Here is a 24,060-nt window from a genome sequence, read left to right as displayed (position 1 = left end):
GATGTGCCACAATGACGGAACAAAAAGATTCCTCCGCCATGGTTGAAGAGACCACCCCAGCGGTAGAAGCAACCACGTCACCGGAAGCAAAACCGCCGCGCAAGCCAAAAAACAGCGGTACGGCGTTGGGTGCCGTGGCGATTGTTATCGCGCTTGCCCTGGGCACTGGGCTTTATATTAATGCTAAACACCAGGCTCAGGCCCAGACGGAGGCCAATCAGGCACTGGCCGATCAACTGGCCGCACTGCAACAGCAGGCGAATAATGACAAGCAGCAGCTGAGCGAGCAGCTCAAGATGCAAACTGGCGAATTGCAGGCCGCACGCGATCGGCAAGCCACCAGCGATAAGCAGCTGGATGAGCTACAGGAAAAAGTCACCACGATTTCCGGCAACGATGCGCGTACCTGGCTGCTGGCGCAGGCGGACTACCTGGTGAAACTGGCAGGCCGCAAACTGTGGAGCGATCAGGATGTCACCACCGCCGCTGCGCTGCTGAAAAGTGCCGACGCCAGCCTGGCCGATATGAATGATCCGAGCCTGATCGAAGTGCGTCGCGCGCTGACTCAGGATATCAGCAACCTGTCGGCGGTCAGCCAGGTGGATTACGACGGTATCATTCTGAAGCTTAACCAGCTGTCGAACAGCGTGGATGATTTACGTCTGGCGGATAACGATAACGACGACTCACCTATGGATGCCGATGGCGGCGAGCTATCGTCGTCGCTGCGTGAGTGGCGTCAGAATCTGGTGAAAAGCTGGCACAAATTTATGGATGATTTTATTACCGTCCGCCGCCGGGATAATACGGCGGAGCCGCTGCTGGCACCAAATCAGGAGGTCTATCTGCGTGAAAATATTCGCTCGCGCCTGCTGATTGCCGCACAGGCCGTGCCGCGCCATCAGAATGAGATCTACAAACAGTCGATTGATACCGTCTCAGCCTGGGTTCGCGCCTGGTATGACACCAACGATGCCAGTACCAAAGCCTTCCTGAACCAGCTGGACGAATTAAGCCAGCAGACGATTGCAATGGACGTGCCGGACACGCTGGAGAGCCAACCGATGCTGGATAAACTGATGCAAACGCGAGTGCGCAATCTGCTGGCGCAGCCGTCAGGCGATCAGCAGCAGCAGCAGCAGCAGGGAGAATAAGCATGCTTAAAGTACTTTTGCTTTTTCTTCTGCTGATTGCCGGTGTGGTAATTGGCCCGATGATCGCAGGTCATCAGGGATACGTACTGATTCAGACCGATAACTGGAATATTGAAACCAGCGTGACCGGGCTGGCGATCATCCTGATCCTCGCGCTGCTGGTGATCCTCGCGGTGGAATGGCTGTTGCGCCGCATCTTCCGCACCGGTGCCAAAACGCGTGGCTGGTTCCTCGGTCGCAAACGCAACCGGGCGCACAAACAGACACAGGCTGCGCTGCTGAAGCTGGCGGAAGGCGATTACAAACAGGTTGAAAAACTGCTGTCACGTAATGCTGACCATGCCGAGCAACCGGTGGTGAACTATCTGCTGGCGGCGGAAGCGGCCCAGCAACGCGGTGATGAAATGCGAGCCAATCAGCATCTGGAGCGCGCATCGGAACTGGCGGCAGGCGATCAGCTGCCGGTTGAGATCACCCGTGTGCGTATTCAGCTGGCACGAAATGAAGATCATGCGGCGCGTCACGGCATCGATCGTCTGCTGGAAGTGGCTCCACGCCATCCGGAAGTGCTGCGCCTGGCGGAACAGGCTTATCTGCGCACCGGCGCATGGGGCTCTTTGCTGGATATTCTTCATCCGATGGAGAAAGCGCAGGTCAATGATGAAGCGCACCGCAGCGCGCTGCAACAGCAGGCGTGGTTAGGTTTGATGAATCAGGCGATGGCCGATCAGGGCAGTGAAGGCCTGAAGAGCTGGTGGCAAAACCAGAGCCGTAAAACCCGCCATGAAACGGCATTGCAGGTGGCAATGGCAGATCATCTGATCGAGTGCGACGATCATGACACTGCGCAGGCCATTGTACTGGAAGGACTGAAACGCCAGTATGACGAGCGTCTGGTGCTGTTGATGCCGCGTCTGAAAACCGGCAATCCGGAGCAGCTGGAAAAAGCGCTGCGCCAGCAGATCAAACAACACGGTGCAACGCCTTTGCTGCACAGCACGCTGGGACAGCTACTAATGAAGCATGGTGAGTGGCAACAGGCCAGTGAAGCGTTCCGTGAAGCGCTGAAACAGCGTCCTGATGCTTTTGATTATGCATGGCTGGCTGACAGCCTTGATCGCCAGCACAAGCCGGAAGAAGCGGCAGAGATGCGACGTGACGGGCTACTGCTGACGTTGAAGAATAATCCTTAAGCGCGTAAACGGCGTTAATACCGCCGTTTCGATAGCAGACCCTGAGGGGCGGCGTTTTTCGCCGCCCCTTTTTTTATCCCACTACCCCGGTTTCAGGCAAAAAAAAACACCTGCCAAAATGGCAGGTGTAAATATCAGATCGGTAAGACAACCGATTGGTACCAGACTCAACGTGATGTCCTGTGAATCCAATAAGGTGAAACACGATATTGGCTGGCTGGACAACTGGCACCGTAAAATGGCTCCGCGTCATTCCCAGGTTTATGAAGCATAAGCAAACATAAGAGGTGGAATGAGCATCTACATCGTCAGTATTGCACATTCCGTGCCAGAATTGAAAATTACTTAATAACTGACTAATTTTAATCGTATAAATAATTTTTATGCTGCCAAAACATCCTCTGCAGCTGTTGCTAAATCGCTACAACAGAGCGGATTCCTGTCGCCAAATAACGACATCGAGAGTGAAAAGTAAAAAAAACATGAATAAACAGTAAGTTAAACGTCTCCGAATTGAGACAAAAAAGGTTTTTTATCGCAGGGCCAGGAATATTCCCGGTGGGAAGCGCCGGACGAACGCCAGACGCAAAAAACCCCGCTAAAAGCGGGGTTTCGAAATATGGTCGGCGAGAGAGGATTCGAACCTCCGACCCACTGGTCCCAAACCAGTTGCGCTACCAAGCTGCGCTACTCGCCGAAATGTACTGCTCACAACTCAAAGATTTTGTGTGGTGCGAAGAGAGGGACTTGAACCCTCACGTCCGTTAAGACACTAACACCTGAAGCTAGCGCGTCTACCAATTCCGCCACCTTCGCATACCTTACAAAATCTGGGGTGGCTAATGGGACTCGAACCCACGACAACTGGAATCACAATCCAGGGCTCTACCAACTGAGCTATAGCCACCACATCTTACTGCCTGTACTACTTAACTACCGGAAACGCGATAATAATACCACCGCAGCTCTTGCGCACAAAGTAAATGGCGCGCCCGACAGGATTCGAACCTGAGACCTCTGCCTCCGGAGGGCAGCGCTCTATCCAGCTGAGCTACGGGCGCGTAGCGCCGTTGCGGATGTGCATACTACGGATGTGAGCCGATACTGTCCAGTGCTTTTTCACAAAAAAAACGCGTTTGCTTACGCTTTGTGCATTCCGTCGAAACAACAGCCGTTTTTAACGCTTTTTGCCGGTTAATTAAGCGTGATTCAGCCAGGCAGATGAAAAAATCACAGCTGACCACGATAATGATAGTTGAGATATTTCAGCAGTCTGAGCTGACGACGTAATCTGCTCGGCTGCAGAATCAGGCGATACAGCCACTCTAAGCCCAGATTCTGCCAAACCTGCGGCGCACGCTTCACGTGACCGGTAAACACGTCGTAGGTGCCCCCCACCCCCATATACAACGCCTCAGGCCAAAACGCTTTGCAATCGCGCATCAGTATTTCCTGCTTTGGCGACCCCATGGCGACGGTGACAATTTTTGCGCCACTGTCGCGAATACGCTGAAACAGCGCCTCGCGGTCGGACGGGGCAAAGTATCCATCCTGACTGCCAACAATATTGACGTTCCACTGGCGACGTAACTTCTCTTCAGTTTGCGCCAAAATTTCCGGCTTGCCGCCAATCAGAAATACCGGTGTTGCTTCACGTCCGGCGCGTTCCATCAGCGCTTCCCATAGATTTGCGCCGGGAACGCGCGTGACCTGCGCCTGGGGATACTTTTTGCGGATAGAACGAACAATACTGATGCCATCGGCGTATTTATATTCTGCGTCATCAATCAGCTTGTGCATGTCGGCATCGCTTTCCGCAGTCAGCACCTTCTCTGCATTGATAGCAACCAGCGTACCGGTTTTAAGCCGATCATCGCCATAGAGAAAATCCAGGCATTGCGTCATATCGCGAAAACCATACAGCGACAAACCGCGAATTTGATACTGCGGCGCAGCAGAGGTGACGTCCATTACATTTCCCTTACTTCAAACCGGCGACTGCGCCGGAAGAGAATTTATTGTTGTATTACCGGATGAGCCGCAGCACGCATAAAGCGCTGACGAATCAATCCTGCACGATCAAATAACCAGTAAAGCAGTTTCGCTAATACCACGCAGGCACCGAAAATAATGCAGAAAAACACCACGCGTGAGGCAAAGGCATCAACACCTTCACGGGCCAGTACGATCATGTTAAACACTGCGCCAAAACAGAAGCTTTGCAGGATAGCCGCCTTGTAGCGATTACTGTCCGCCTTGCCCAGTTCGTACAACCAGTCGAACCATTTGATAATCATACCGACCGCCACCGCGCCGAGCGGGATAAATGCCGCGCCGCCCATCACCACCAACGAGCCAAGCAGCGTGGGTGAAATCGCCAGCCCGGAATGGTTGTTCAGCACTTCCCAGGTAAAGTAATTGGCACTGTTCAGCACAATGCCCGGACGATCGGGCCATAGCCAGCTGGGTATAAACACGTAAAAGTCGCGCACAATCGGCGCCAGCCCCTGGAAATCAATCTTGTCGTAGTTTTGCAGCAGCAGGCCAAGATTTTCCCACGGCGAAAATGTATCGCGAGTCAGATAGAGGAAGGTATAAAACGCTTCAGCGCCGCTGACGTCGAGGTTATAGCGACGCAGCGCCAGCCAGAACATACCGACAATTCCCATCATCCCGGCGACCACCAGCATCCACAGCGTAATCCAGCCGCGAATAATGCCGATAAACAGGAACAGAGCAAAGGCGATGATGATATTGGCACGCGTGCCACCAACTATCACATAGGTCAGCAAGCCAAATGCCACGGTGCTGACGAGGAAAAACAGCCAGGCGCGCGAGTCTTGCCGCAGGAAGTAGACCACCAGCATCGCCGGGATAAAGAAGTAGAAAAAGCGCTTCAGCGCCACACCGGAAACGTCACTGGAGAAGATCTGACTGTAAGCATGCAGCCTGAACAGCAGGAAACCGTTGTGCATAAAGAACACCGCAACGGTGCCCAGTGCGACCAGCGCCAGCAGCATCCAGGTGAGATGGGTTTCAACACGATTCATGCTGAACACCGGCCGCCGTGGTGGACGATCTGCCGCGCGCAAACGGGTTTTATAGCTGACGTAATAGATGCCATAGAAGCAGCTGGCCGCCAGCATCGCCTGCAGCAAGTTTTCTGCCGGCACCACGTTGACGTCAAACTGGAACACCAGAATGCAGGTCAGCGGAAAACCAAAGTAAAAGGTCAGTAAAAATAGCAGCGAGAAGAAGACGTTAAAGTTGAAGCGTACGCGGCGAAACTCACGAAAAGTCAGCGTGAGAATAAATCCGACCGACAGCAAATACACCACCAGCAAACCACTAAACTGCATCAGGTTCATACGGCTTCCCCTTCAGCCAGGGTTAACGCCTGTTGCCAGCCGGCAATAAACTCCGGATCGAAAAAGGCGATACGGGGCTTATCCAGCAGGCTTAACTGTCGGCGCGCTTCTTTTACCATTCTCTCATCCAGCAGATCTCCGCTGAACAACACCGGTACTTGCTGCTCGGTTAAGTCCTGCCAGAACGGATTTTCACGGCTCAGCACAAAAGGCACGTTGGCCTGAATCAATAAACACAACGTCCCAATTCCCTGCTGTCGGCGGAATATAAAGTAACCGAGATCGCAGCGGGCAATCAGCTGTAAATAGTCGTTAAACTCCAGCTTATCGGTTAACAGTTGCAAGTTATCAGCGCTGAACAGCGCCTCTGCCGCCTGACGCACGCGGTCGATGTACTGCTGATTATTCGCTGGATAGCCCAGCGGCACCACCACTTTTATTCTGTCACCAAACTGCTGATGCAGTGCCTGTAACGCCTCAATATGGCGATTACTGGCATCGCCCGAGTTGCCTACCAGCACGGTAAAAGGCCGCCCGGTTTCATCGTTTTGCGGTGCCTGAGCCTGCATACGCGTCGGGAAGTAGAGCAACGATGAAGGCGTATCGGGATGGCGCTGATGATAATGGTTAATGTCGCCGCGGGTGGCAAACAGATGACCGACCCTGCCCTGCGCCCAGCGGCGCATCAGATAAAACAGCCGGAACTTCAGGCTGGATGACTCTTCATACAGGTCAGCGCCCCAGACATGCCAGTACACCTGCGACGAGGTTATTTTCCCACGCAATATCGCCAGCCACAGCTGCGGATTAAACTGACCGTGCAGGAAAAAGCGCGTCTGCCGCTGCTGCGCCCGCTGGATAACCGCCTGAGCCAGCATTTTTTTACTGGCAAACAGCTCGATATTCAGTGCGCTAAACTCAGCGAACGCACTGCTGTCACGGGCAACCACCATAAAGTGACGAGCATCGGCGCTCGGCTGCCTGACGCTTAAAACATCATTAAAGAAGCGCAGCACTGTAAGGTTGTGATGGGGAATATCCGATCCCAATACGTGAATCAGTTTAGTCATACTCGTCGACGATAAATGATGAAAGCACTGCAACACAGCGCAAAATAAACCACATAGGTTGCCAGATAGGCTTGCGCCGCCCCGGTTGCACCCTGTAGCGGAATCAATAAACGTGAAAATGCCGTGAGTAAAATAAACTGGCTGATTTCAGTTAAAATGTAGAAACGCAGTGACGCTTTGGCGATAACCAGATAGCCGAAGACATAAGAAGCGACTTTCAGCACATCACCAGGCAACTGCCAGGCAAACAGATCGCGCATGCCGCTAAACTCACTGGAAAACAGCAGCCAGATGGCAAAATCACGCAACAGCCAGACGCAGAAACTGACCGCCGCCACCGCCGGAATAACAAAGCGCAGCGCACGAATAATTTCCGCTGAAATTTCCGCTTTATTTGTCAGCCGTGACAGCGTTGGCAACAGCCAGACGCTAAAAGTAGCGGTAATAAATTGCAGATAGGCATCAGAAATGCTGGTCACCCCCTGCCATAACCCCACCTCTTCCCAGCTGTAGTGCGCCGCCAGCAGGTTACGCATCATCACCCAGGCCACCGGTAAGGTTACCGAGGTGATAAGCGCCATCAGGGTGAATTTACCGAGATTACGCGCCAGTTCACCGTGCCATTGTGGTAGCAGATAGCGCATCGGCAGATGATCGCGTTTTGCCAGCAGCAGCGCCGCAGGCACCACCACCAGCGCCGGAACCAGTGCCAGCCCGACCAGCGCACCGCTATAGCCGCCAACCCTGTAGCAGGCGTAATAGGCCACCACACCAATCAGACTGCCAAGAATCAACGCCAGCGCGTTGCCGCGCGCATCGCGAAAACCTTTCATGATCGCCAGCGACAGGTTGGCCCAGGCAATGCCCATTTGCAGGAACGCCACAATCCGAATCACCTGCTGATAATCCGCATGGCCAAACAGACCGATACTGATCGGTTTTGCCGCCAGCAGAAAAACAACCGCCAGCAGCGTCGAGAAGCCCAGCACCATGGTCGATGCAGTACCGGTTACCGCCCGCAGCTGCTCAGGTTGCTGCTGATATTCGGCAACGTATTTGGTAATGCCGTTAAAGATGCCAGCACCCGCCAGCACCCCCAGTACCGTGATCAGCTGACGGAAGTTACCCGCCTGCCCGACGCCGCTCGGCCCGTACGATACCGCCAGCAGTTTTATCACCAGCAATCCGGCAGCGATTTTTACCAGTGTCGACGCTGCGGTCCACACTGAGGCTTTGGCCAGTGACATATCAGGAAAAGAAGCTCAGCAGCGAGTTAATAACCGTATGCTGGTTATTGTCAGACAAATTGTAAAACAGCGGCAGGCGCAACAGGCGCTCACTTTCCACCGTCGTAAAACGATCTTCGCCAGCAAAACGACCAAAGCGCTTGCCCGCCGGTGACGAATGCAGCGGAATATAGTGAAACACCGCCAGGATTTCCGCTTCTTTCAGCCAGTCAATTAACGCCTGACGCTGCTGCTGGTCGCGCAGTTTAATGTAAAACATATGGGCGTTTTGCTGGCAGTCAGCCGGAACGGCAGGTAGCGTAATGCGTCCGCTGTCAGCCAGCGGCTGCAGCGCATCGTAGTAGCGCTGCCACAGGCTGAGGCGCTGTTGGTTAATCTGCGTCGCCGCTTCCAGTTGCGCCCACAGCCAGGCGGCCTGTAAGTCCGACATCAGATAGCTCGAACCGATATCGCGCCAGGTGTACTTATCCACCTGACCGCGGAAGAACTGGCTGCGGTTCGTACCTTTTTCACGAATAATTTCAGCGCGCTCAACCAACGCGGCATCATTAATCAGCGTCGCGCCACCTTCACCGCCAGCAGTGTAATTTTTGGTCTCATGGAAGCTAAAGCAACCAATATGGCCGATGCTGCCAAGCGCTTTACCTTTGTAAGTCGACATCACGCCCTGCGCGGCATCCTCAATCACAAACAGCTTATAGCGTTCCGCCAGCGCCATAATCGCGTCCATTTCACAGGCCACGCCAGCGTAATGCACCGGAACGATAGCCCGTGTTTTTTCGGTGATAGCTGCTTCAATCAGCGTCTCATCGATATTCATGGTGTCCGGGCGCACATCGACAAACACGATGGTGGCACCGCGCAGCACAAAGGCATTGGCAGTCGAAACAAAGGTGTAGCTCGGCATAATCACTTCATCGCCGGGCTGGATATTAATTAATATCGCGGCCATCTCCAGCGAAGCGGTACAGGAGGGCGTCAGCAACACTTTTTTGCTGCCGAAATGCTGCTCCATCCACTGCTGACAGCGGCGGGTAAAGCCGCCATCGCCGCACAGTTTGCCGCTGGTCATGGCTGACTGCATATATTCGATTTCGGTTCCGACTATCGGTGGCGCATTAAATGGAATCATGGGGTTACCTGTATAGCCAGTAAGCGGTGCTCTCAACGCTGGCACCGCTGGCAAGATAGAGCCGCAGTGCGGCGAGATTGCTGAGTTGAGTCGCCACGCGCAAACGCGTCAGTCGACGAGCCTGACACCAGTCCGCTGCCGCCTGTACCAGCCGCTTGCCAACACCTTTACCACGCGCTGGTGGCAGGCTGGCCAGCAGGCCGATACGCGCTTCAGCGTCGCCAAGCTCACGCAGTGAAACAAACCCTTCGATTGACCCCGCCTCATCAACTGCCAGCAGACACTGGTGGTCAAAGCTACCGCGTACCGCATTCTCAATCCACTGCGCATAAAAGCGCCCGCTGTCACCCGGTTGATACCAGGGCGCACGAAAACGGCTCTGTGAGAATGCCTCGCTGGCAACATCACGCAGCTGAGCAATATGTTCGGGGCGTGCAATACGAATGCCAGCTTGTCGTTGAGCACCGCTAATGGTCAGCGCTAAATCGACTTCGCCTTCGACTAACTGAAAGCCCAGCGCGCTCAGGGCATCAATTTCTGCCGTCTGATGGCTATAAAGTTTGGCCTGCACTACATCAAAAGCGGACAGCTGTTCAGGGCCGAGCAGCTGCGTGCCGCTCAGATCCAGCAGGCCACTGTTCAGGGCGAAAAAGTTGTTTTCCCACTCAAGGGGTTTAATACTGGCGAGGACGGGCATGAAGCAGATCCAACAGATATTTGCCATAACCGGTTTTCACCAGCGCCTGTGCGGCACGCCGCACGCCCTCATCATCCAGCCAGCCATTACGCCAGCCAATTTCTTCCAGACAGGCAATTTTAAAGCCCTGACGTTTTTCCACCGTCTGCACAAAGGTGCTGGCTTCAATCAGGCTGTCGTGGGTGCCGGTATCCAGCCAGGCAAAGCCCCGTCCCAGCAGCTCAACCGTCAGCTCACCACGCTCAAGGTACATCTGATTGATTGAGGTGATTTCCAGCTCGCCACGTTCGGATGGTTTGACCTGTTTGGCAAACTCCACGACCTGATTGTCATAGAAATAGAGCCCGGTCACGGCCCAGTTGGATTTCGGCTGTTTCGGCTTCTCTTCCAGCGACAACGCGCGGAAGTTGTCATCGAATTCAACCACGCCAAATCGTTCCGGATCCATCACCTGATAACCAAATACCGTCGCGCCCTGGGTACGCGCTGCAACATTGCGCAGTTTCGGACTAAACCCCTGCCCGAAATAGATATTATCGCCGAGCACCAGACAGCAAGCGTCGTCGCCGATAAACTCTTCACCAATAATAAATGCCTGTGCCAGACCATCAGGATTCGGCTGTTCGGCATAGTGCAGATGAATACCAAACTCGTCGCCGTTACCCAGCAGATTCTGATACTGCGCCTTATCCTGCGGCGTGGTGATAATCATGATTTCGCGAATCCCCGCCAGCATCAGCACGGACAGCGGGTAATAAATCATCGGCTTATCATAGACCGGCAACAGCTGCTTCGAGATTCCCCGGGTGATGGGATGCAGACGCGTACCCGAACCGCCTGCCAGAATGATACCTTTCATCGCCAGCTCCTCACTGTTGCGTCTACCGGGACAAGCCAAGCCGTTCGAGCTTGTAACTGCCATTCAAAATGTTTTGCCACCAGCTTTCGTTAGTTAAAAACCAGCTGACGGTTTTACGCATCCCGCTTTCGAATGTTTCCTGAGGTCGCCAGCCCAGTTCGCGATCGATTTTGCTGGCGTCAATCGCATAGCGTAAATCATGGCCCGGACGGTCGGTAACAAAGGTGATCAAATCACGGTAATGACTGATGCCCGCCGGTTTTTCCGGTGCCAGCTCTTCCAGCAGCGCGCACAGTGTTTCAACCACTTCAATATTACGGCGTTCATTATGCCCACCGATATTGTAGGTCTCGCCAACCCGGCCCTGCGTGACGACCAGATAGAGCGCCCGCGCATGATCTTCAACATACAGCCAGTCACGAATTTGTCCGCCGTTGCCATACACCGGCAGCGCTTTACCCGCCAGCGCGTTGATGATCATCAGTGGAATCAATTTTTCCGGGAAGTGATACGGCCCGTAATTATTCGAGCAGTTGGTGATCACCACCGGCAAACCGTAAGTGCGCAGCCAGGCACGAACCAAATGGTCGCTGCTGGCTTTGCTGGCGGAATAGGGACTGCTTGGCGCGTAAGGTGTGCTTTCAGTAAACAGCGCGTCGCCATCGTGCAGATCGCCAAACACTTCATCGGTCGAGATATGATGGAAGACAAACGCGTCTTTTTTTTCCGCGTCCAGGGCCGACCAGTAGTGGCGCGCCGCTTCTAACAGTTGGTAGGTACCGATAATATTGGTTTCAATAAAGGCCACCGGGCCATCAATTGAACGGTCTACATGGCTTTCAGCAGCCAGGTGCATAATCGCATCCGGCTGATACTGAGCCATAACCCGATCCAGCGCCGCGCGGTCGCATATATCAAGCTGTTCGAAGGCAAAACGCGGATCATCAGCAACCGGAGCCAGTGAAGCCAGGTTACCGGCATAGCTGAGTTTATCGACGACCACCACGCTATCATCGGTTGCAGTGAGAATATGCCTCACCACGGCTGAACCGATAAATCCGGCACCGCCGGTAACAAGGATGCGTTTCAACGCCAGACCCCTTTAGTATCAACAATCCACTGCTGGCTAATCTGCGCGCTATCAATCGCTTTAAATTGTTGATGGTCGACCAGCATCACCAGTACATCAGCCTGCTGCAACGCGGTCTCTACCGATACCAGCGTTGCTTCATTTGCCAGGTTGTCCGGAATACTTTCTACATTCGGCTCCACCACCCAGGTTTCACCGGCATTCCAGCCGGCTATCAGATGGGCGACGGTCATCGCCGGGCTTTCACGCAGATCGTCGATATTCGGTTTGAAGGCCAGACCAAAACAGGCCACTTTCAGCTCACTGGCACGCTTGTCGCAGTGTGCCAGGCAATCAGCCACCGTGCGCTTCACCTGATCCAGCACCCAATGCGGTTTCGCATCGTTGACTTCACGAGCGGTACGAATCAGCCGCGCCTGCGTCGGGTTTTGTGCCACGATAAACCACGGATCAACCGCGATGCAGTGACCCCCGACGCCCGGCCCAGGCTGTAAAATATTGACGCGCGGATGGCGGTTCGCCAGCGCAATCAGTTCCCAGACGTTAATCCCCTGATCGGCACAAATCAGTGATAATTCATTGGCAAAAGCAATGTTAACGTCGCGGAAGCTATTTTCTGTCAGCTTACACATCTCGGCGGTGCGCGCATTGGTGATGACGCACTCCCCTTCAAGAAAGATGTTATACAGTTCGCTGGCACGCGCCGAGCAGACCGGCGACATGCCACCGATTACCCGATCGTTTTTGATCAGTTCTACCATCACCTGACCCGGCAATACGCGCTCCGGACAGTAAGCGATGTTGATATCGGCCTGCTCGCCAGCCTGCTGCGGAAAGGTCAGATCGGGGCGGGCTTCCGCCAGCCACTCAGCCATTTGCTCGGTGGCACCGACCGGCGAGGTGGATTCGAGAATCACCAGGTCGCCCTTTTTCAGCACCTCCGCCAGCGACAGCGCCGCAGCCTGCACGTAACGCATATCCGGCTGATGATCGCCCTTAAATGGCGTAGGCACCGCGATCAAAAAGGCATCGGCGGCTCTCGGCTCAACTGCCGCCTGCAAATAACCCCCTTCCACTGCACTTTTCACCACGCGGTCAAGATCTGGCTCGACAATATGGATTTCGCCGCGATTTATGGTATCCACTGCACGCTGATTAATATCAATGCCGATAACTTTTTTCTGGTGGGAGGCAAAGGCTGCGGCGGTTGGCAGGCCAATATAGCCCAGACCAATAACTGAAATGGTGTCAAAACTCATAGGGTTACTCGATTATTTTTCAGAGCCTGCACGATGCGCTCGCAGGCATGACCATCACCGTAGGGATTGTGTGCGCGACTCATTGCATGATATTCATCTTCATCGGTCAGCAGGCGGTTTACTTCTGACACAATCCGCTCCACATCGGTGCCGACCAGGCGAACCGTTCCGGCCTCAACCGCTTCAGGTCGCTCCGTCGTTTCACGCATTACCAGCACCGGCTTGCCCAGCGATGGCGCTTCTTCCTGAATGCCACCGGAGTCGGTAAGAATCAGCCATGAACGGTGCATCAGCCAGACAAAGGGCAGATACTCCTGCGGCTCTATAAGCGCGATATTGTCGATATCCTTCAGGATACGATTGACCGGTTCACTGACGTTGGGATTAAGATGAACCGGATAGACAATCTGCACGTCCGGATGCAAACGGGCGATTTCCGCCAGCGCGTGGCAGATACGCTCAAAACCCTCACCGAAGCTCTCGCGGCGATGGCCAGTAACCAGAATCATCTTCTTGTCGGCCGATAAAAACGGATAGCGGCTGGCCAGCTTTTCACGGAACGAGTTATCTTTCAGCACCTGGTCACGCACCCAGAACAGCGCGTCGATTACCGTATTGCCGGTAACAAAAACACGTTCTCCGGGCACGTTTTCGCGCAGCAAGTTCTGCCGGGAGTTCTCAGTTGGTGTGAAATGTAAGCTGGCTAAATGTCCGGTAAGTTTGCGGTTGCCCTCTTCTGGCCAGGGTGACCAGAGATCGCCAGTACGCAGACCGGCTTCGACATGACCGACAGGAATACGGTGATAGAAAGCGGCGAGGCTGGCCGCCATGGTGGTAGTGGTATCACCATGTACCAGCACCACATCAGGTTTAAAATCAGCAAAAACTGACTTTAATCCTTCCAGAATACGGCAGGTAATTTCGGTCAGCCCCTGCTCGGGACGCATAATATTCAGATCGTAATCCGGCGTCAGCGAAAACAAGCGCAACACCTGGTCCAGCATCTCCCGATGCTGGGCGGTGACGCAGAGACGCGAGTCAATTTGCGGATCCTGAGATAAAGCATGGACCAGCGGCGCCATTTTAATGGCTTCCGGGCGCGTGCCGAAAACAGTCAATACTTTCACTGTAGCTCTCTTAATTCGTCTGCCGTTAGTACGGAATCAGGTAAGCGCGCAATTAAGCGCGTGGTCGACGTACCAGCGCAACGCCTGCGCCAATTAGCGCACCCACTGCACCCCACATAATCATTAAGAACAGGCGACGCGGACTGTCGCGCTTAACAGGCTCTTCAGGCGTCCGCAGATAGCGATACGTCTGGAATTTGGCATCCAGCGTTGGGCCCACATCCAGCGTCGACAGCATCGCCCGGTTTTGATCGTAATCCAGATCGTAGCTTGGGCCGCTGGCCTCAAGATTTTCTAAACGCGCCTGCAACATTGGACGTCCCAGCAGGAACAGTTCGGAATCGGGTAGTTGCTCAGAAGGGGTATCGGTTTTGGTCTGATTAATTCCTTGCTGCTGGGCAATTTTCAGCCCCTGCTGCACCGCATTAACCTGGCGATCGTAAATCGCCTTTGCCACCGCTTCCTGACGTTTCACCTGCGCTTTTAACTGAATAGTTCGCGCCGCCCAGGCCCCACTCAGCTCTTCATTAAGATGGCGCGCTGAACGCTGGCTGGCGAAGGCGACATACTGACGCAGCAGGTTGTTGGCATCTGCCGCAGTTTCAGCCACCAGCTTGACGCTATCACTAATATTTTTCGTCGCATCGGCGGCAGTAAACTGAATATTGTTGACCATTTCATCCAGCAAAGCCGCATCATTTTTGTTGTTACCACTTTTACGATGCTGGTAATAATCGGTCTGCAGCCAGAAGTCGCGGCGCGTGTCATAAGCTGACAACTGCATCACGAATTCCTGATAGGCGTCATCCATCACCGTCGGTTGCGGCGCAACCGCCATCGAACTGGTACGCGCATCAAGATTACGCAGAAACTGTTGCTGGGAGTAGTAACCACCCAGCATATTGACCGTCGGGCGGTCAGTAATCGCGGTAGTGCTCCACTCTTGCTTCACTAACAGTGAATAGATAAAGGCGACAGCGATAAACAGTAACGCCAGACCGATAATCCATGGTTTTCCTCGCCATAACGTGCAGCAAAGACCGCGAATATCTAACTCATTATCCACAGTGGCCGAGCGTGACATATTTTCAGGTTCTGTTTTCATGGCGTCCTTTACCTGGTTTATTCAGGAAATTTTCTTATTGGCACTCGAGTTGCGCATTCTGCGCTTCATACGTTTGATAAAACGAGCCACTCTCCAGGCGCGCTTAATGCAGTAGCCATACAACGCAAATGCAAGCAAGAAGAGTGCCAACATCACCCATTCAGGAATAAATTTGAGATACTCGCCCATCACGCCAATGCCGGCCAACAGCGCGGCTGCCAGCGTGATCAGAACAAAAGCCTGACGAGAGGTAAAACCCGCACGCATGATCAGATGATGAATATGCTGGCGATCGGCAGAGAATGGACTCATCCCCTTACGCAGCCGGCGGTACATGATGGCAATCATGTCCATCAAGGGAATGGCGATCAGCCACAGTGCGGTCACCGGAGTAATCGGGTGTGTCTCGCCCTGAGTTGTTTCCAGTAAAATCCAGATAATGGTGAAACCAATCAGCGTACTGCCTGCGTCACCCATAAACACTTTATAGCGTCTGCCGAAGGTGCCGAGATTAAGCATGATATAGGGTACGATGGCAGCAATCATCGCGAAGCACCACATTGCCAGACTGAGCTGCCCGTCGATAAACAGGATGATGCCGATAGCGGCAAAGGTGACGCACGACAGGCCGCCAAGCAGACCGTCAATGCCGTCTACCATGTTAAAGGCGTTAATCGCCGCCCATACGGCAAACAGCGTCAGCACATAACCAAATGGCCCGACGACCAGCTCCCAGGAGCCAAAGATATGGCCAAGGCTTAGCAGGTAAAGATTACCGTAATACATCATCACAACCGCAATCAGCGCCTGTACCGAGGCGCGCAGCTTCACGCTAATATCATAGCGATCGTCCAGCGCACCGATCAGCACCAACACGCCAGCGCAGCTCAGATAGAGCCAGGCATGCGGAACGTAATAATTGGTGATTGAAAAGGTAAAGCAAATCCCTGCGTAGACTGAGATACCACCAACAAGTGGGATCACACCCTGATGGCGCTTGCGGTAGTTTGGCTTGTCCACCAGTCCAATTTTTTTAGCTACTTTTCGCGCAAAAAACAGAAATACCAGTGAAAACAAAAATATTGAAGCAAGCTCAGTACTCATCGTGAGTAAATTCACATTAACAGCTCTCAGCAAAGAATCTCAGGTCGACCTGCATTATGTATGCAAAAATCATACCCGATTCTGAAATCCTGCAATGGCGAAGGGCAAATACTTTAACGCCATCCTTACCATCATTTTATATGCGGGCCCGGTGCCCATTTGAATAGTTAACCGCTATTCCCGTGAACAATCCATCAGCGAATACTGAAAGAAAGCGCAAAAGAATAAGGGCTAATAGTCATTCAAATTACGATTGAATCTAATACGCTGCTGCCTGACTAATCAGACTGGCACACATATCGTATAGCCCATAAACGAAAAACGCCACGTCTGAGCGTGGCGATTTGCGGGATTTTTCTGTTTTTCAGGAGCGCTTCATCATATCGAAGAATTCGTCGTTGGTTTTCGTCATCGCCAACTTATTGATGAGGAACTCCATCGCATCGATCTCACCCATCGGGTGAATAATCTTACGCAGGATCCACATTTTCTGCAGCTCTTCCTGGGAAGTCAGCAGCTCTTCTTTACGGGTACCGGAGCGATTATAGTCGATAGCCGGGAAGACGCGTTTTTCAGCAATTTTACGGGCGAGATGCAGCTCCATGTTACCGGTGCCTTTAAACTCTTCGTAAATCACTTCATCCATCTTCGAACCGGTATCAACCAGTGCGGTCGCGATGATGGTCAGGCTTCCGCCCTCTTCCACGTTACGCGCAGCACCGAAGAAACGCTTCGGACGATGCAGGGCGTTAGCATCCACACCACCGGTTAACACTTTACCGGAAGCCGGTACAACGGTGTTATAAGCACGCGCCAGACGGGTAATGGAGTCAAGCAGGATGATCACATCTTTCTTGTGTTCAACCAGACGCTTGGCTTTCTCGATAACCATCTCGGCAACCTGCACGTGACGTGAAGCCGGCTCATCAAAGGTGGAAGCAATCACTTCACCCTTAACCAGACGCTGCATTTCGGTCACTTCTTCCGGACGTTCGTCGATCAGCAATACCATCAGCACACAATCAGGGTGATTGTAGGCAATGCTCTGCGCGATGTTCTGCAGCAGCATGGTTTTACCCGCTTTAGGCGGTGCGACGATCAAACCACGCTGGCCACGACCGATTGGCGAAGCCAGGTCGAGTACACGTGCGGTTAAATCTTCGGTAGAACCATTACCACGCTCCATACGCAGACGAGAGTTAGCGTGCAGCGGCGTTAAGTTCTCAAACAGAATTTTGCTACGCGCGTTTTCTGGTTTGTCGTAGTTAACCTCATTAACTTTCAGCAGTGCAAAGTAACGCTCGCCCTCTTTTGGCGGACGAATTTTGCCTGAAATGGTATCACCAGTGCGGAGGTTAAAACGGCGGATTTGGCTGGGAGAAACGTAGATATCATCGGGACCGGCGAGGTAGGAGCTGTCTCCAGAACGGAGGAAACCAAATCCGTCCTGCAATATCTCCAATACGCCATCGCCGAAGATATCTTCGCCGCTTTTTGCATGCTGCTTAAGGATGGCGAAAATGATGTCCTGTTTGCGCATGCGGGCCAGGTTTTCCAGCCCCATATTTTCGCCGAGAGTTATCAGATCAGAAACCGGCGTATTTTTTAATTCGGTAAGATTCATAATGGTGGGTTCTTAAACTCGGGGTAAATCTCGAAATGATTGTCGTGAATGGTATGGCAATATCGTCCATGCCTGTTATATGGCACTGTTTCCGTTGTCCGCTCGGCGATCATTTGCAGGAAAATGCTGATCTGAAAACGAGGAGACGGTTGGAACGCGATGCCGGAAATTATTGATGCTAGCCGTCAGATTGCTGAATGCCTGAAAATTTCGGTGCGAAATACAGTATTCAACAAGGGAAAATCTAAGATTCAAACTACAGGTAAGTAAGTTTGCAATGCAGTAAAAGTAAGTTAGCACGCTTAAAGCCGGGCGTCTAGCGGTCTGCGTAAAATTAAGAAGACCGCCAGAGCCGACCAGGGTTTAGCCCAGATTTGCGTTCAGGAACTCTTTCAGTTGGCCTTTAGACAGTGCGCCAACTTTAGTTGCTGCCACTTCACCGTTTTTGAACAACAACAGTGTCGGGATGCCGCGAATACCGTACTTAGGCGCAGTGCCTGGGTTTTCATCGATATTCAGCTTCGCGATAGTCAGCTTACCTTCGTACTCGTCAGCGACTTCATCCAGAATCGGTGCAATCATTTTGCATGGGCCACACCACTCTGCCCAGAAATCAACCAGCGTTAAACCTTCGGCTTTCAGGACGTCGGTTTCGAAGCTGTCATCGGTCAGGTGAACAATTTTATCGCTGCTCATGTCTTACTCCACAAGATTATGCCTGGCTGGTTGGCGTAAAATCTGCCAACTTAGGTTGACTTTATTTCACCGGATACGCTTTCGTAAAGCAATAGTAAGCTGATATTCTACCACACTATGAGCAAAACACACTTAACCGAACAGAAGTTTTCCGACTTCGCCCTGCACCCTCAGGTGATTGAAGCCCTTGAAAGTAAAGGGTTTCATAACTGCACGCCTATCCAGGCGCTCGCATTACCTTTCACGCTCGAAGGGCGTGATGTAGCAGGTCAGGCGCAAACCGGTACCGGCAAAACGATGGCGTTTCTGACGTCAACGTTCCATCATCTTCTTTCTCACCCGGCTGCTGAAGGTCGCCAGGTGAATCAACCGCGCGCGCTAATCATGGCTCCAACGCGTGAACTGGCCGTGCAAATCCATGCTGATGCAGAACCTCTGACTAAGTCTACCGGCCTGAAATTAGGACTGGCTTACGGCGGTGATGGTTACGATAAACAGCTTAAAGTGCTGGAAAGCGGTGTGGACGTGCTGATTGGCACCACTGGTCGTCTGATCGACTATGCCAAGCAGAACCATATCAACCTCGGCGCCATTCAGGTCGTGGTACTCGATGAAGCCGATCGCATGTTCGATCTTGGTTTTATTAAAGACATCCGCTGGTTATTCCGCCGTATGCCGGCCACCAATCAGCGTCTTAATATGCTGTTCTCCGCCACGCTCTCCTGGCGCGTTCGTGAGCTTGCTTTCGAACATATGAACAACGCAGAGTACATTGAAGTCGAGCCAGAGCAGAAAACCGGCCACCGCATTCAGGAAGAGCTGTTCTACCCTTCTAACGAAGAGAAGATGCGTTTATTACAGACGCTGCTGGAAGAAGAGTGGCCAGATCGCGCGATCGTGTTTGCCAACACCAAACACCGCTGTGAAGACGTCTGGGGCCACCTGGCTGCTGACGGGCATCGCGTTGGTTTGCTGACCGGCGATGTGGCGCAGAAAAAACGCCTGCGTATTCTTGAAGATTTCACCAAAGGTGATGTAGACATTCTGGTCGCAACCGACGTTGCCGCGCGTGGTTTGCATATCCCTGCCGTGACTCACGTGTTTAACTACGACTTGCCCGACGATCGCGAAGACTACGTGCACCGCATCGGCCGTACCGGTCGTGCTGGCGCCAGCGGTCACTCGATTAGCCTCGCTTGTGAAGAGTACGCACTCAACCTGCCGGCAATCGAAGAGTATATCGGCCACAGCATTCCGGTCAGTAAATACAACAGCGATGCGCTGATGACCGATTTGCCACCGCCGAAGCGCTTAACGCGTAATCGCTCAGGCAATGGTCCGCGCCGGGGTGGTAACAACAACAATCGTCGTGGTAGTGCGCCGCGCAACAATAACCGTAAACGTTCGAGTTAAGTCAGCCATGCTAAGCACCTCGTCACTCTATGCTGCAATAGACCTCGGGTCGAACAGCTTTCATATGTTAGTGGTGCGCGAGGTGGCGGGCAATATCCAGACCGTTGCGCGTATAAAGCGTAAAGTGCGTCTCGCTGCGGGCCTCGACCCGAAAAATCATCTGTCGGATGAAGCGATGGCGCGCGGCTGGCAGTGTCTGAAACTGTTCTCCGAGCAGTTGCAGGACATTCCGCCAGAGCAGATTCGCGTGGTGGCAACCGCCACGCTGCGTCTGGCAGCCAACGCGGATGCCTTTCTGCATACCGCCGGGGAAATTCTCGGTTGCCCGATTAACGTTATCACCGGCGAAGAAGAGGCGCGCCTGATTTATCAGGGTGTTGCTCACACTACCGGTGGTTCCGATCGGCGTTTAGTGGTGGATATTGGCGGTGGTAGTACCGAACTGGTCACCGGCAGTGGTTCACAAGCGACCTCGCTGTTCAGTTTATCGATGGGTTGTGTCACCTGGCTGGAACGCTACTTCACCGATCGCCATTTGGGCAAGGCGAACTTTGAGCAGGCCGAACAAGCAGCACGTGCCATGATTCAACCCATAACCGATACCTTGCGAAGCCACGGCTGGCAAGTCTGTGTCGGTGCTTCCGGCACCGTTCAGGCATTGCAGGAGATTATGGTGGCGCAGGGAATGGACGAGCGCATCACTCTCAGTAAACTGCAGCAGCTAAAACAGCGCGCTATTCAGTGCGGTAAACTGGAAGAGCTTGAAATTGAAGGGCTTACGCTGGAACGTGCGCTGGTTTTTCCGAGTGGCTTATCGATTCTGATCGCCATTTTTCAGGAGCTGAATATTGAAAGCATGTTGCTGGCAGGCGGCGCACTGCGCGAAGGCCTGGTGTATGGCATGCTGCATCTGCCTGTTGACCGCGATATCCGCAGCCGCACGCTGCAAAATGTTCAGCGCCGTTTTGCCATTGATGCCGAGCAGGCAGAGCGCGTGCGTCAGCTGGCGCAAACTTTTTCCCGCCAGGTGAACCAGCAGTGGAAGCTGGATGATCGATGTCGGGAACTGCTGGAAAGTGCCAGCCTGATCCACGAAATTGGCCTCAGCGTCGATTTCAAACAGGCACCGCAACATGCTGCCTATTTAGTTCGTCATCTTGACCTGCCCGGCTATACTCCCGCTCAGAAAAAACTGCTGGCAACTTTGCTACAAAATCAGGGAAACAGCATCGATCTGGCGCTATTAAGCCAACAAAATGCCGTACCGCCGCGTATGGCAGAGCGTATGTGCCGATTGTTGCGACTGGCGATTATTTTTGCCAGCCGACGTCGTGATGATGCCCTGCCAGCGGTACGATTGCAGGCTGATGATGACACTTTGCATCTGACTTTACCCGCTGGCTGGCTGGAGGCGCATCCCTTACGCGCTGAATTGCTCGAGCAGGAAAGTCACTGGCAGAGTTATGTTCACTGGCCGCTAACGATTTCCTGAGACTAGCCGCCTTTCGCCTTATCTATCATCGCACGTAAATTGGCTACCCGACTCTGGCCAGTTTGCATGCGTTCTTGCGCGCTGACCACTTTACGTTCGCTTTCCCATTTCAGATCGTCCTGCGGCAGTTCCAGCAGAAAACGGCTCGGCTCTGGCCGCACCATTTCGCCATACTGACGGCGCTCGCGGCACAAAGTAAAGGTCAGCTCTTTCTGCGCGCGGGTGATACCAACATAGGCCAGACGGCGCTCTTCCTCGACGTTATCTTCATCAATACTGCTCTGATGCGGCAGCAGCCCCTCTTCCATACCAACCAGATAAACGTACGGGAACTCCAGGCCTTTAGAGGCGTGCAATGTCATCAGCTGAACCTGATCAAGCTCTTCATCGCTTTCGCCACGCTCCATCATGTCGCGCAGCGTAAAGCGCGTCACCACCTGAGTTAAACTCATCGGCTCGTCTATATCGCTGCCTTCCAGCATTTCCGACATCCACTGGAACAGGGTATTGACGTTTTTCATGCGCATTTCAGCCGCTTTAGGACTGGCCGAGGTTTCAAATAGCCAGCTTTCATAGTCGATACCGCGAATCAAATCCCGCACCGCCTCAATCGGCTCACGCTCTGCCAGACGGGCAATTTCCTGTAACCAGCCGGTGAAACGCTGCAAGGATTCAAGACCCCGCCCGGTTAACGTCTGGCTAAGCCCCATATCAAAGCTGGCGGTAAACAGGCTCTTGTTGCGCTGCATCGCCCACTCTCCCAGCTTCTGCAGCGTCGCCGGGCCAATTTCGCGCCGTGGCGTGTTCACAATGCGCAGAAAAGCACTGTCGTCATCAGCATTAGTAAGAATGCGCAGATAGGCCAGCAGGTCCTTAATTTCCGGACGCGAGAAAAATGAGGTGCCGCCCGAGATACGATAAGGGATCCGGTTCTGCATCAGCATTTTTTCAAATACCCGCGACTGGTGATTGCCGCGATAAAGAATGGCGTAATCTTTATACTGCGTTTTATTAATAAAGTGATGGGCGATCAGCTCGCCGGTGACACGCTCCGCCTCATGCTCTTCATGGTTGGCCGTCACCACTTTCAACTCTGCACCGTAGCCCAGTTCGGAAAACAGTCGCTTTTCAAACACGTGCGGATTGTTAGCAATCAGGATATTAGCCGCTTTCAGAATACGCTCGGAGGAACGATAGTTCTGCTCCAGCTTGATCACCTGCAATGCCGGGAAATCTTCTTTCAGCAATACCAGATTTTGCGGCCGCGCACCGCGCCAGGAGTAAATCGACTGGTCGTCGTCGCCCACGACGGTAAAACGCGCGCGCGATCCCACCAGCAGCTTGACCAGTTCGTACTGGCTGGTGTTGGTATCCTGATATTCATCCACCAGCAGGTAGCGAATACGCTGTTGCCAGCGCTCACGCACCTCTTCATTACGTTGCAGCAGCAAGGTCGGCAGCAAAATCAGATCGTCAAAATCCAGCACGTTGCAGGACTTCAGGTGACGATCGTATAACGCATAACAATGCGCAAAGATTTTATCTCGCTCACCGCTGACCTGCGCCGCAGCGCGTGGAGGATCGATCAGATCGTTTTTCCAGTTGGAGATGGTCGAAATCAGCTGTTGCAGCAGATTTTTATCATTCTCCAGCCACTCTTCCGTCAGATCTTTTAACAGCGCCAGCTGATCCTGATCGTCAAACAGCGAGAAGTTGGATTTCATTCCCAGCGCCGCATACTCGCGTTTAATAATTTCCAGCCCCAGCGTATGGAATGTGGAAATCATCAGCCCGCGCGCTTCTTTGCGGCCAAGGGTTTGCGCCACACGCTCTTTCATTTCGCGCGAGGCTTTATTGGTAAAAGTCACCGCCGCAATATGGCGCGCCTGGTAACCGCATTCACGGATCAGATGGGCAATCTTATTGGTTATCACCCGCGTCTTGCCGGAACCCGCTCCCGCCAGCACCAGACAAGGTCCGGTGACAAATTCTACCGCTTGTTGTTGGCCAGGATTCAGACGCATAGGGGAAGTCACTCAATGAAATTGCGGAGGGAAGAAATAATAGCGTGGTAGTATAGCGAGCGGAAACCCTAAGACTCAAGGTACGATAATGGCAAAAACCGCGGCAGCATTGCATATCCTTGTTAAGGAAGAGAAACAGGCTCTGGATATTCTGGAGCAACTGAAAAATGGCGGCGACTTCGAGAAGCTGGCGAAGAAGCACTCCACCTGCCCGTCAGGCAAAAAAGGCGGACATTTAGGTGAGTTCAAGCAAGGGGCGATGGTTCCTGCTTTTGATAAAGTGGTGTTCTCCTGCCCGCTGCTGGAACCTTACGGTCCCCTGCACACGCAGTTCGGTTACCACATCATTAAAGTGTTGTACCGCAATTAAAAAAGGCGCCCGAGGGCGCCTTGTAAAGGCGGCGTT

The 24,060-nt window shown here is 53.2% G+C and carries 20 protein-coding genes and 4 tRNA genes; 5 read left to right on the top strand and 19 right to left on the bottom strand.

Features of this window, described 5'->3' with window-relative positions; all coding sequences use genetic code 11:
• Positions 1 to 11 precede the first annotated feature (11 nt).
• Positions 12 to 1,154: a uroporphyrinogen-III C-methyltransferase gene (gene hemX, locus ACP3TC_RS00210; protein WP_426817291.1), complete on the top strand. Its 1,143-nt coding sequence runs from the start codon at positions 12 to 14 to the stop codon at positions 1,152 to 1,154.
• Between the two features lie 2 nt (positions 1,155 to 1,156).
• On the top strand, positions 1,157 to 2,347 hold the full coding sequence (gene hemY / locus ACP3TC_RS00205; protein WP_313854404.1) for a protoheme IX biogenesis protein HemY: 1,191 nt from the start codon (positions 1,157 to 1,159) through the stop codon (positions 2,345 to 2,347).
• A 620-nt stretch (positions 2,348 to 2,967) separates the two neighbouring features.
• On the opposite strand, the gene ACP3TC_RS00200 is transcribed toward hemY, so the two are convergent.
• The 18 genes from ACP3TC_RS00200 to trxA all read right to left on the bottom strand — a co-directional run bounded on the left by ACP3TC_RS00200 (position 2,968) and on the right by trxA (position 18,725).
• Positions 2,968 to 3,044: transfer RNA gene (locus tag ACP3TC_RS00200), tRNA-Pro, on the bottom strand.
• 32 nt (positions 3,045 to 3,076) lie between these two features.
• A tRNA-Leu gene (locus tag ACP3TC_RS00195) sits at positions 3,077 to 3,163 on the bottom strand.
• Between the two features lie 15 nt (positions 3,164 to 3,178).
• Positions 3,179 to 3,254 (bottom strand) — tRNA-His (locus ACP3TC_RS00190).
• 77 nt (positions 3,255 to 3,331) lie between these two features.
• A tRNA-Arg gene (locus ACP3TC_RS00185) sits at positions 3,332 to 3,408 on the bottom strand.
• A 169-nt stretch (positions 3,409 to 3,577) separates the two neighbouring features.
• Positions 3,578 to 4,318, bottom strand: coding sequence for a lipopolysaccharide N-acetylmannosaminouronosyltransferase (gene wecG / locus ACP3TC_RS00180; protein WP_426817290.1), 741 nt, complete (start codon positions 4,316 to 4,318; stop codon positions 3,578 to 3,580).
• 44 nt (positions 4,319 to 4,362) lie between these two features.
• Positions 4,363 to 5,715, bottom strand: coding sequence for an ECA oligosaccharide polymerase (gene wzyE, locus ACP3TC_RS00175; RefSeq protein WP_313854408.1), 1,353 nt, complete (start codon positions 5,713 to 5,715; stop codon positions 4,363 to 4,365).
• Positions 5,712 to 6,785 carry a TDP-N-acetylfucosamine:lipid II N-acetylfucosaminyltransferase gene (locus ACP3TC_RS00170; protein WP_426817289.1) on the bottom strand — a complete coding sequence of 358 codons (1,074 nt, stop codon included), beginning with the start codon at positions 6,783 to 6,785 and terminating at the stop codon, positions 5,712 to 5,714. Before ACP3TC_RS00170 ends, wzyE begins: the two co-directional genes overlap by 4 nt.
• A complete protein-coding gene (gene wzxE, locus ACP3TC_RS00165) occupies positions 6,782 to 8,032 on the bottom strand; it encodes a lipid III flippase WzxE (protein WP_426817288.1) in 1,251 nt (416 codons plus the stop codon). Before wzxE ends, ACP3TC_RS00170 begins: the two co-directional genes overlap by 4 nt.
• 1 nt (position 8,033) lies before the next feature.
• Complete coding sequence (gene rffA / locus ACP3TC_RS00160; protein WP_313854413.1) at positions 8,034 to 9,164, bottom strand: dTDP-4-amino-4,6-dideoxygalactose transaminase; 1,131 nt, start codon at positions 9,162 to 9,164, stop codon at positions 8,034 to 8,036.
• A gap of 4 nt (positions 9,165 to 9,168) precedes the next feature.
• On the bottom strand, positions 9,169 to 9,861 hold the full coding sequence (gene rffC / locus ACP3TC_RS00155; RefSeq protein ID WP_426817287.1) for a dTDP-4-amino-4,6-dideoxy-D-galactose acyltransferase: 693 nt from the start codon (positions 9,859 to 9,861) through the stop codon (positions 9,169 to 9,171).
• Positions 9,839 to 10,720: a glucose-1-phosphate thymidylyltransferase RfbA gene (gene rfbA, locus ACP3TC_RS00150; protein WP_313854417.1), complete on the bottom strand. Its 882-nt coding sequence runs from the start codon at positions 10,718 to 10,720 to the stop codon at positions 9,839 to 9,841. The genes rffC and rfbA overlap by 23 nt, the downstream gene beginning before the upstream one ends.
• Before the next feature lie 22 nt (positions 10,721 to 10,742).
• Positions 10,743 to 11,810 carry a dTDP-glucose 4,6-dehydratase gene (rffG, locus tag ACP3TC_RS00145; RefSeq protein ID WP_426817286.1) on the bottom strand — a complete coding sequence of 356 codons (1,068 nt, stop codon included), beginning with the start codon at positions 11,808 to 11,810 and terminating at the stop codon, positions 10,743 to 10,745.
• Positions 11,807 to 13,069, bottom strand: a complete 1,263-nt coding sequence (gene wecC, locus ACP3TC_RS00140; protein WP_426817285.1) for a UDP-N-acetyl-D-mannosamine dehydrogenase — start codon at positions 13,067 to 13,069, stop codon at positions 11,807 to 11,809. Before wecC ends, rffG begins: the two co-directional genes overlap by 4 nt.
• Positions 13,066 to 14,196 (bottom strand): non-hydrolyzing UDP-N-acetylglucosamine 2-epimerase, encoded by a 1,131-nt coding sequence (gene wecB / locus ACP3TC_RS00135; protein WP_313854424.1) that lies wholly within the window; start codon positions 14,194 to 14,196, stop codon positions 13,066 to 13,068. The genes wecC and wecB overlap by 4 nt, the downstream gene beginning before the upstream one ends.
• A 52-nt stretch (positions 14,197 to 14,248) precedes the next feature.
• Positions 14,249 to 15,301: an ECA polysaccharide chain length modulation protein gene (wzzE, locus tag ACP3TC_RS00130; RefSeq protein WP_313854426.1), complete on the bottom strand. Its 1,053-nt coding sequence runs from the start codon at positions 15,299 to 15,301 to the stop codon at positions 14,249 to 14,251.
• 21 nt (positions 15,302 to 15,322) lie between these two features.
• The gene (gene wecA / locus ACP3TC_RS00125) at positions 15,323 to 16,420 is read right to left on the bottom strand and encodes a UDP-N-acetylglucosamine--undecaprenyl-phosphate N-acetylglucosaminephosphotransferase (protein WP_313854428.1); all 1,098 of its coding nucleotides are present in this window, start codon (positions 16,418 to 16,420) and stop codon (positions 15,323 to 15,325) included.
• 349 nt (positions 16,421 to 16,769) lie between these two features.
• On the bottom strand, positions 16,770 to 18,029 hold the full coding sequence (gene rho / locus ACP3TC_RS00120) for a transcription termination factor Rho (RefSeq protein WP_052900533.1): 1,260 nt from the start codon (positions 18,027 to 18,029) through the stop codon (positions 16,770 to 16,772).
• Positions 18,030 to 18,392: 363 nt separating this feature from the next.
• Complete coding sequence (trxA, locus tag ACP3TC_RS00115; RefSeq protein WP_313854435.1) at positions 18,393 to 18,725, bottom strand: thioredoxin TrxA; 333 nt, start codon at positions 18,723 to 18,725, stop codon at positions 18,393 to 18,395.
• Positions 18,726 to 18,842: 117 nt separating this feature from the next.
• Between trxA and rhlB the strand changes: the two genes are divergently transcribed.
• Positions 18,843 to 20,138 (top strand): ATP-dependent RNA helicase RhlB, encoded by a 1,296-nt coding sequence (rhlB, locus tag ACP3TC_RS00110; RefSeq protein WP_313854438.1) that lies wholly within the window; start codon positions 18,843 to 18,845, stop codon positions 20,136 to 20,138.
• A 7-nt stretch (positions 20,139 to 20,145) separates the two neighbouring features.
• On the top strand, positions 20,146 to 21,630 hold the full coding sequence (gene gppA / locus ACP3TC_RS00105) for a guanosine-5'-triphosphate,3'-diphosphate diphosphatase (protein ID WP_313854439.1): 1,485 nt from the start codon (positions 20,146 to 20,148) through the stop codon (positions 21,628 to 21,630).
• A 2-nt stretch (positions 21,631 to 21,632) separates the two neighbouring features.
• On the opposite strand, the gene rep is transcribed toward gppA, so the two are convergent.
• The gene (rep, locus tag ACP3TC_RS00100; RefSeq protein WP_426817284.1) at positions 21,633 to 23,654 is read right to left on the bottom strand and encodes a DNA helicase Rep; all 2,022 of its coding nucleotides are present in this window, start codon (positions 23,652 to 23,654) and stop codon (positions 21,633 to 21,635) included.
• Between the two features lie 88 nt (positions 23,655 to 23,742).
• Here rep and ppiC point away from each other — a divergent pair, with 88 nt between their 5' ends.
• Entirely contained in the window at positions 23,743 to 24,024 is a 282-nt protein-coding gene (gene ppiC / locus ACP3TC_RS00095) for a peptidylprolyl isomerase PpiC (protein ID WP_052900528.1), read from the top strand.
• The last annotated feature ends 36 nt before the right edge of the window (positions 24,025 to 24,060 follow it).

It is taken from the genome of Winslowiella sp. 2C04 (genome assembly GCF_050037805.1).
Classification (GTDB): Bacteria; Pseudomonadota; Gammaproteobacteria; order Enterobacterales; family Enterobacteriaceae; genus Erwinia; species Erwinia toletana_A.
Note: the sequence above shows the minus strand (reverse complement) of the source record. Positions and strands in the feature narration are given on the sequence as shown.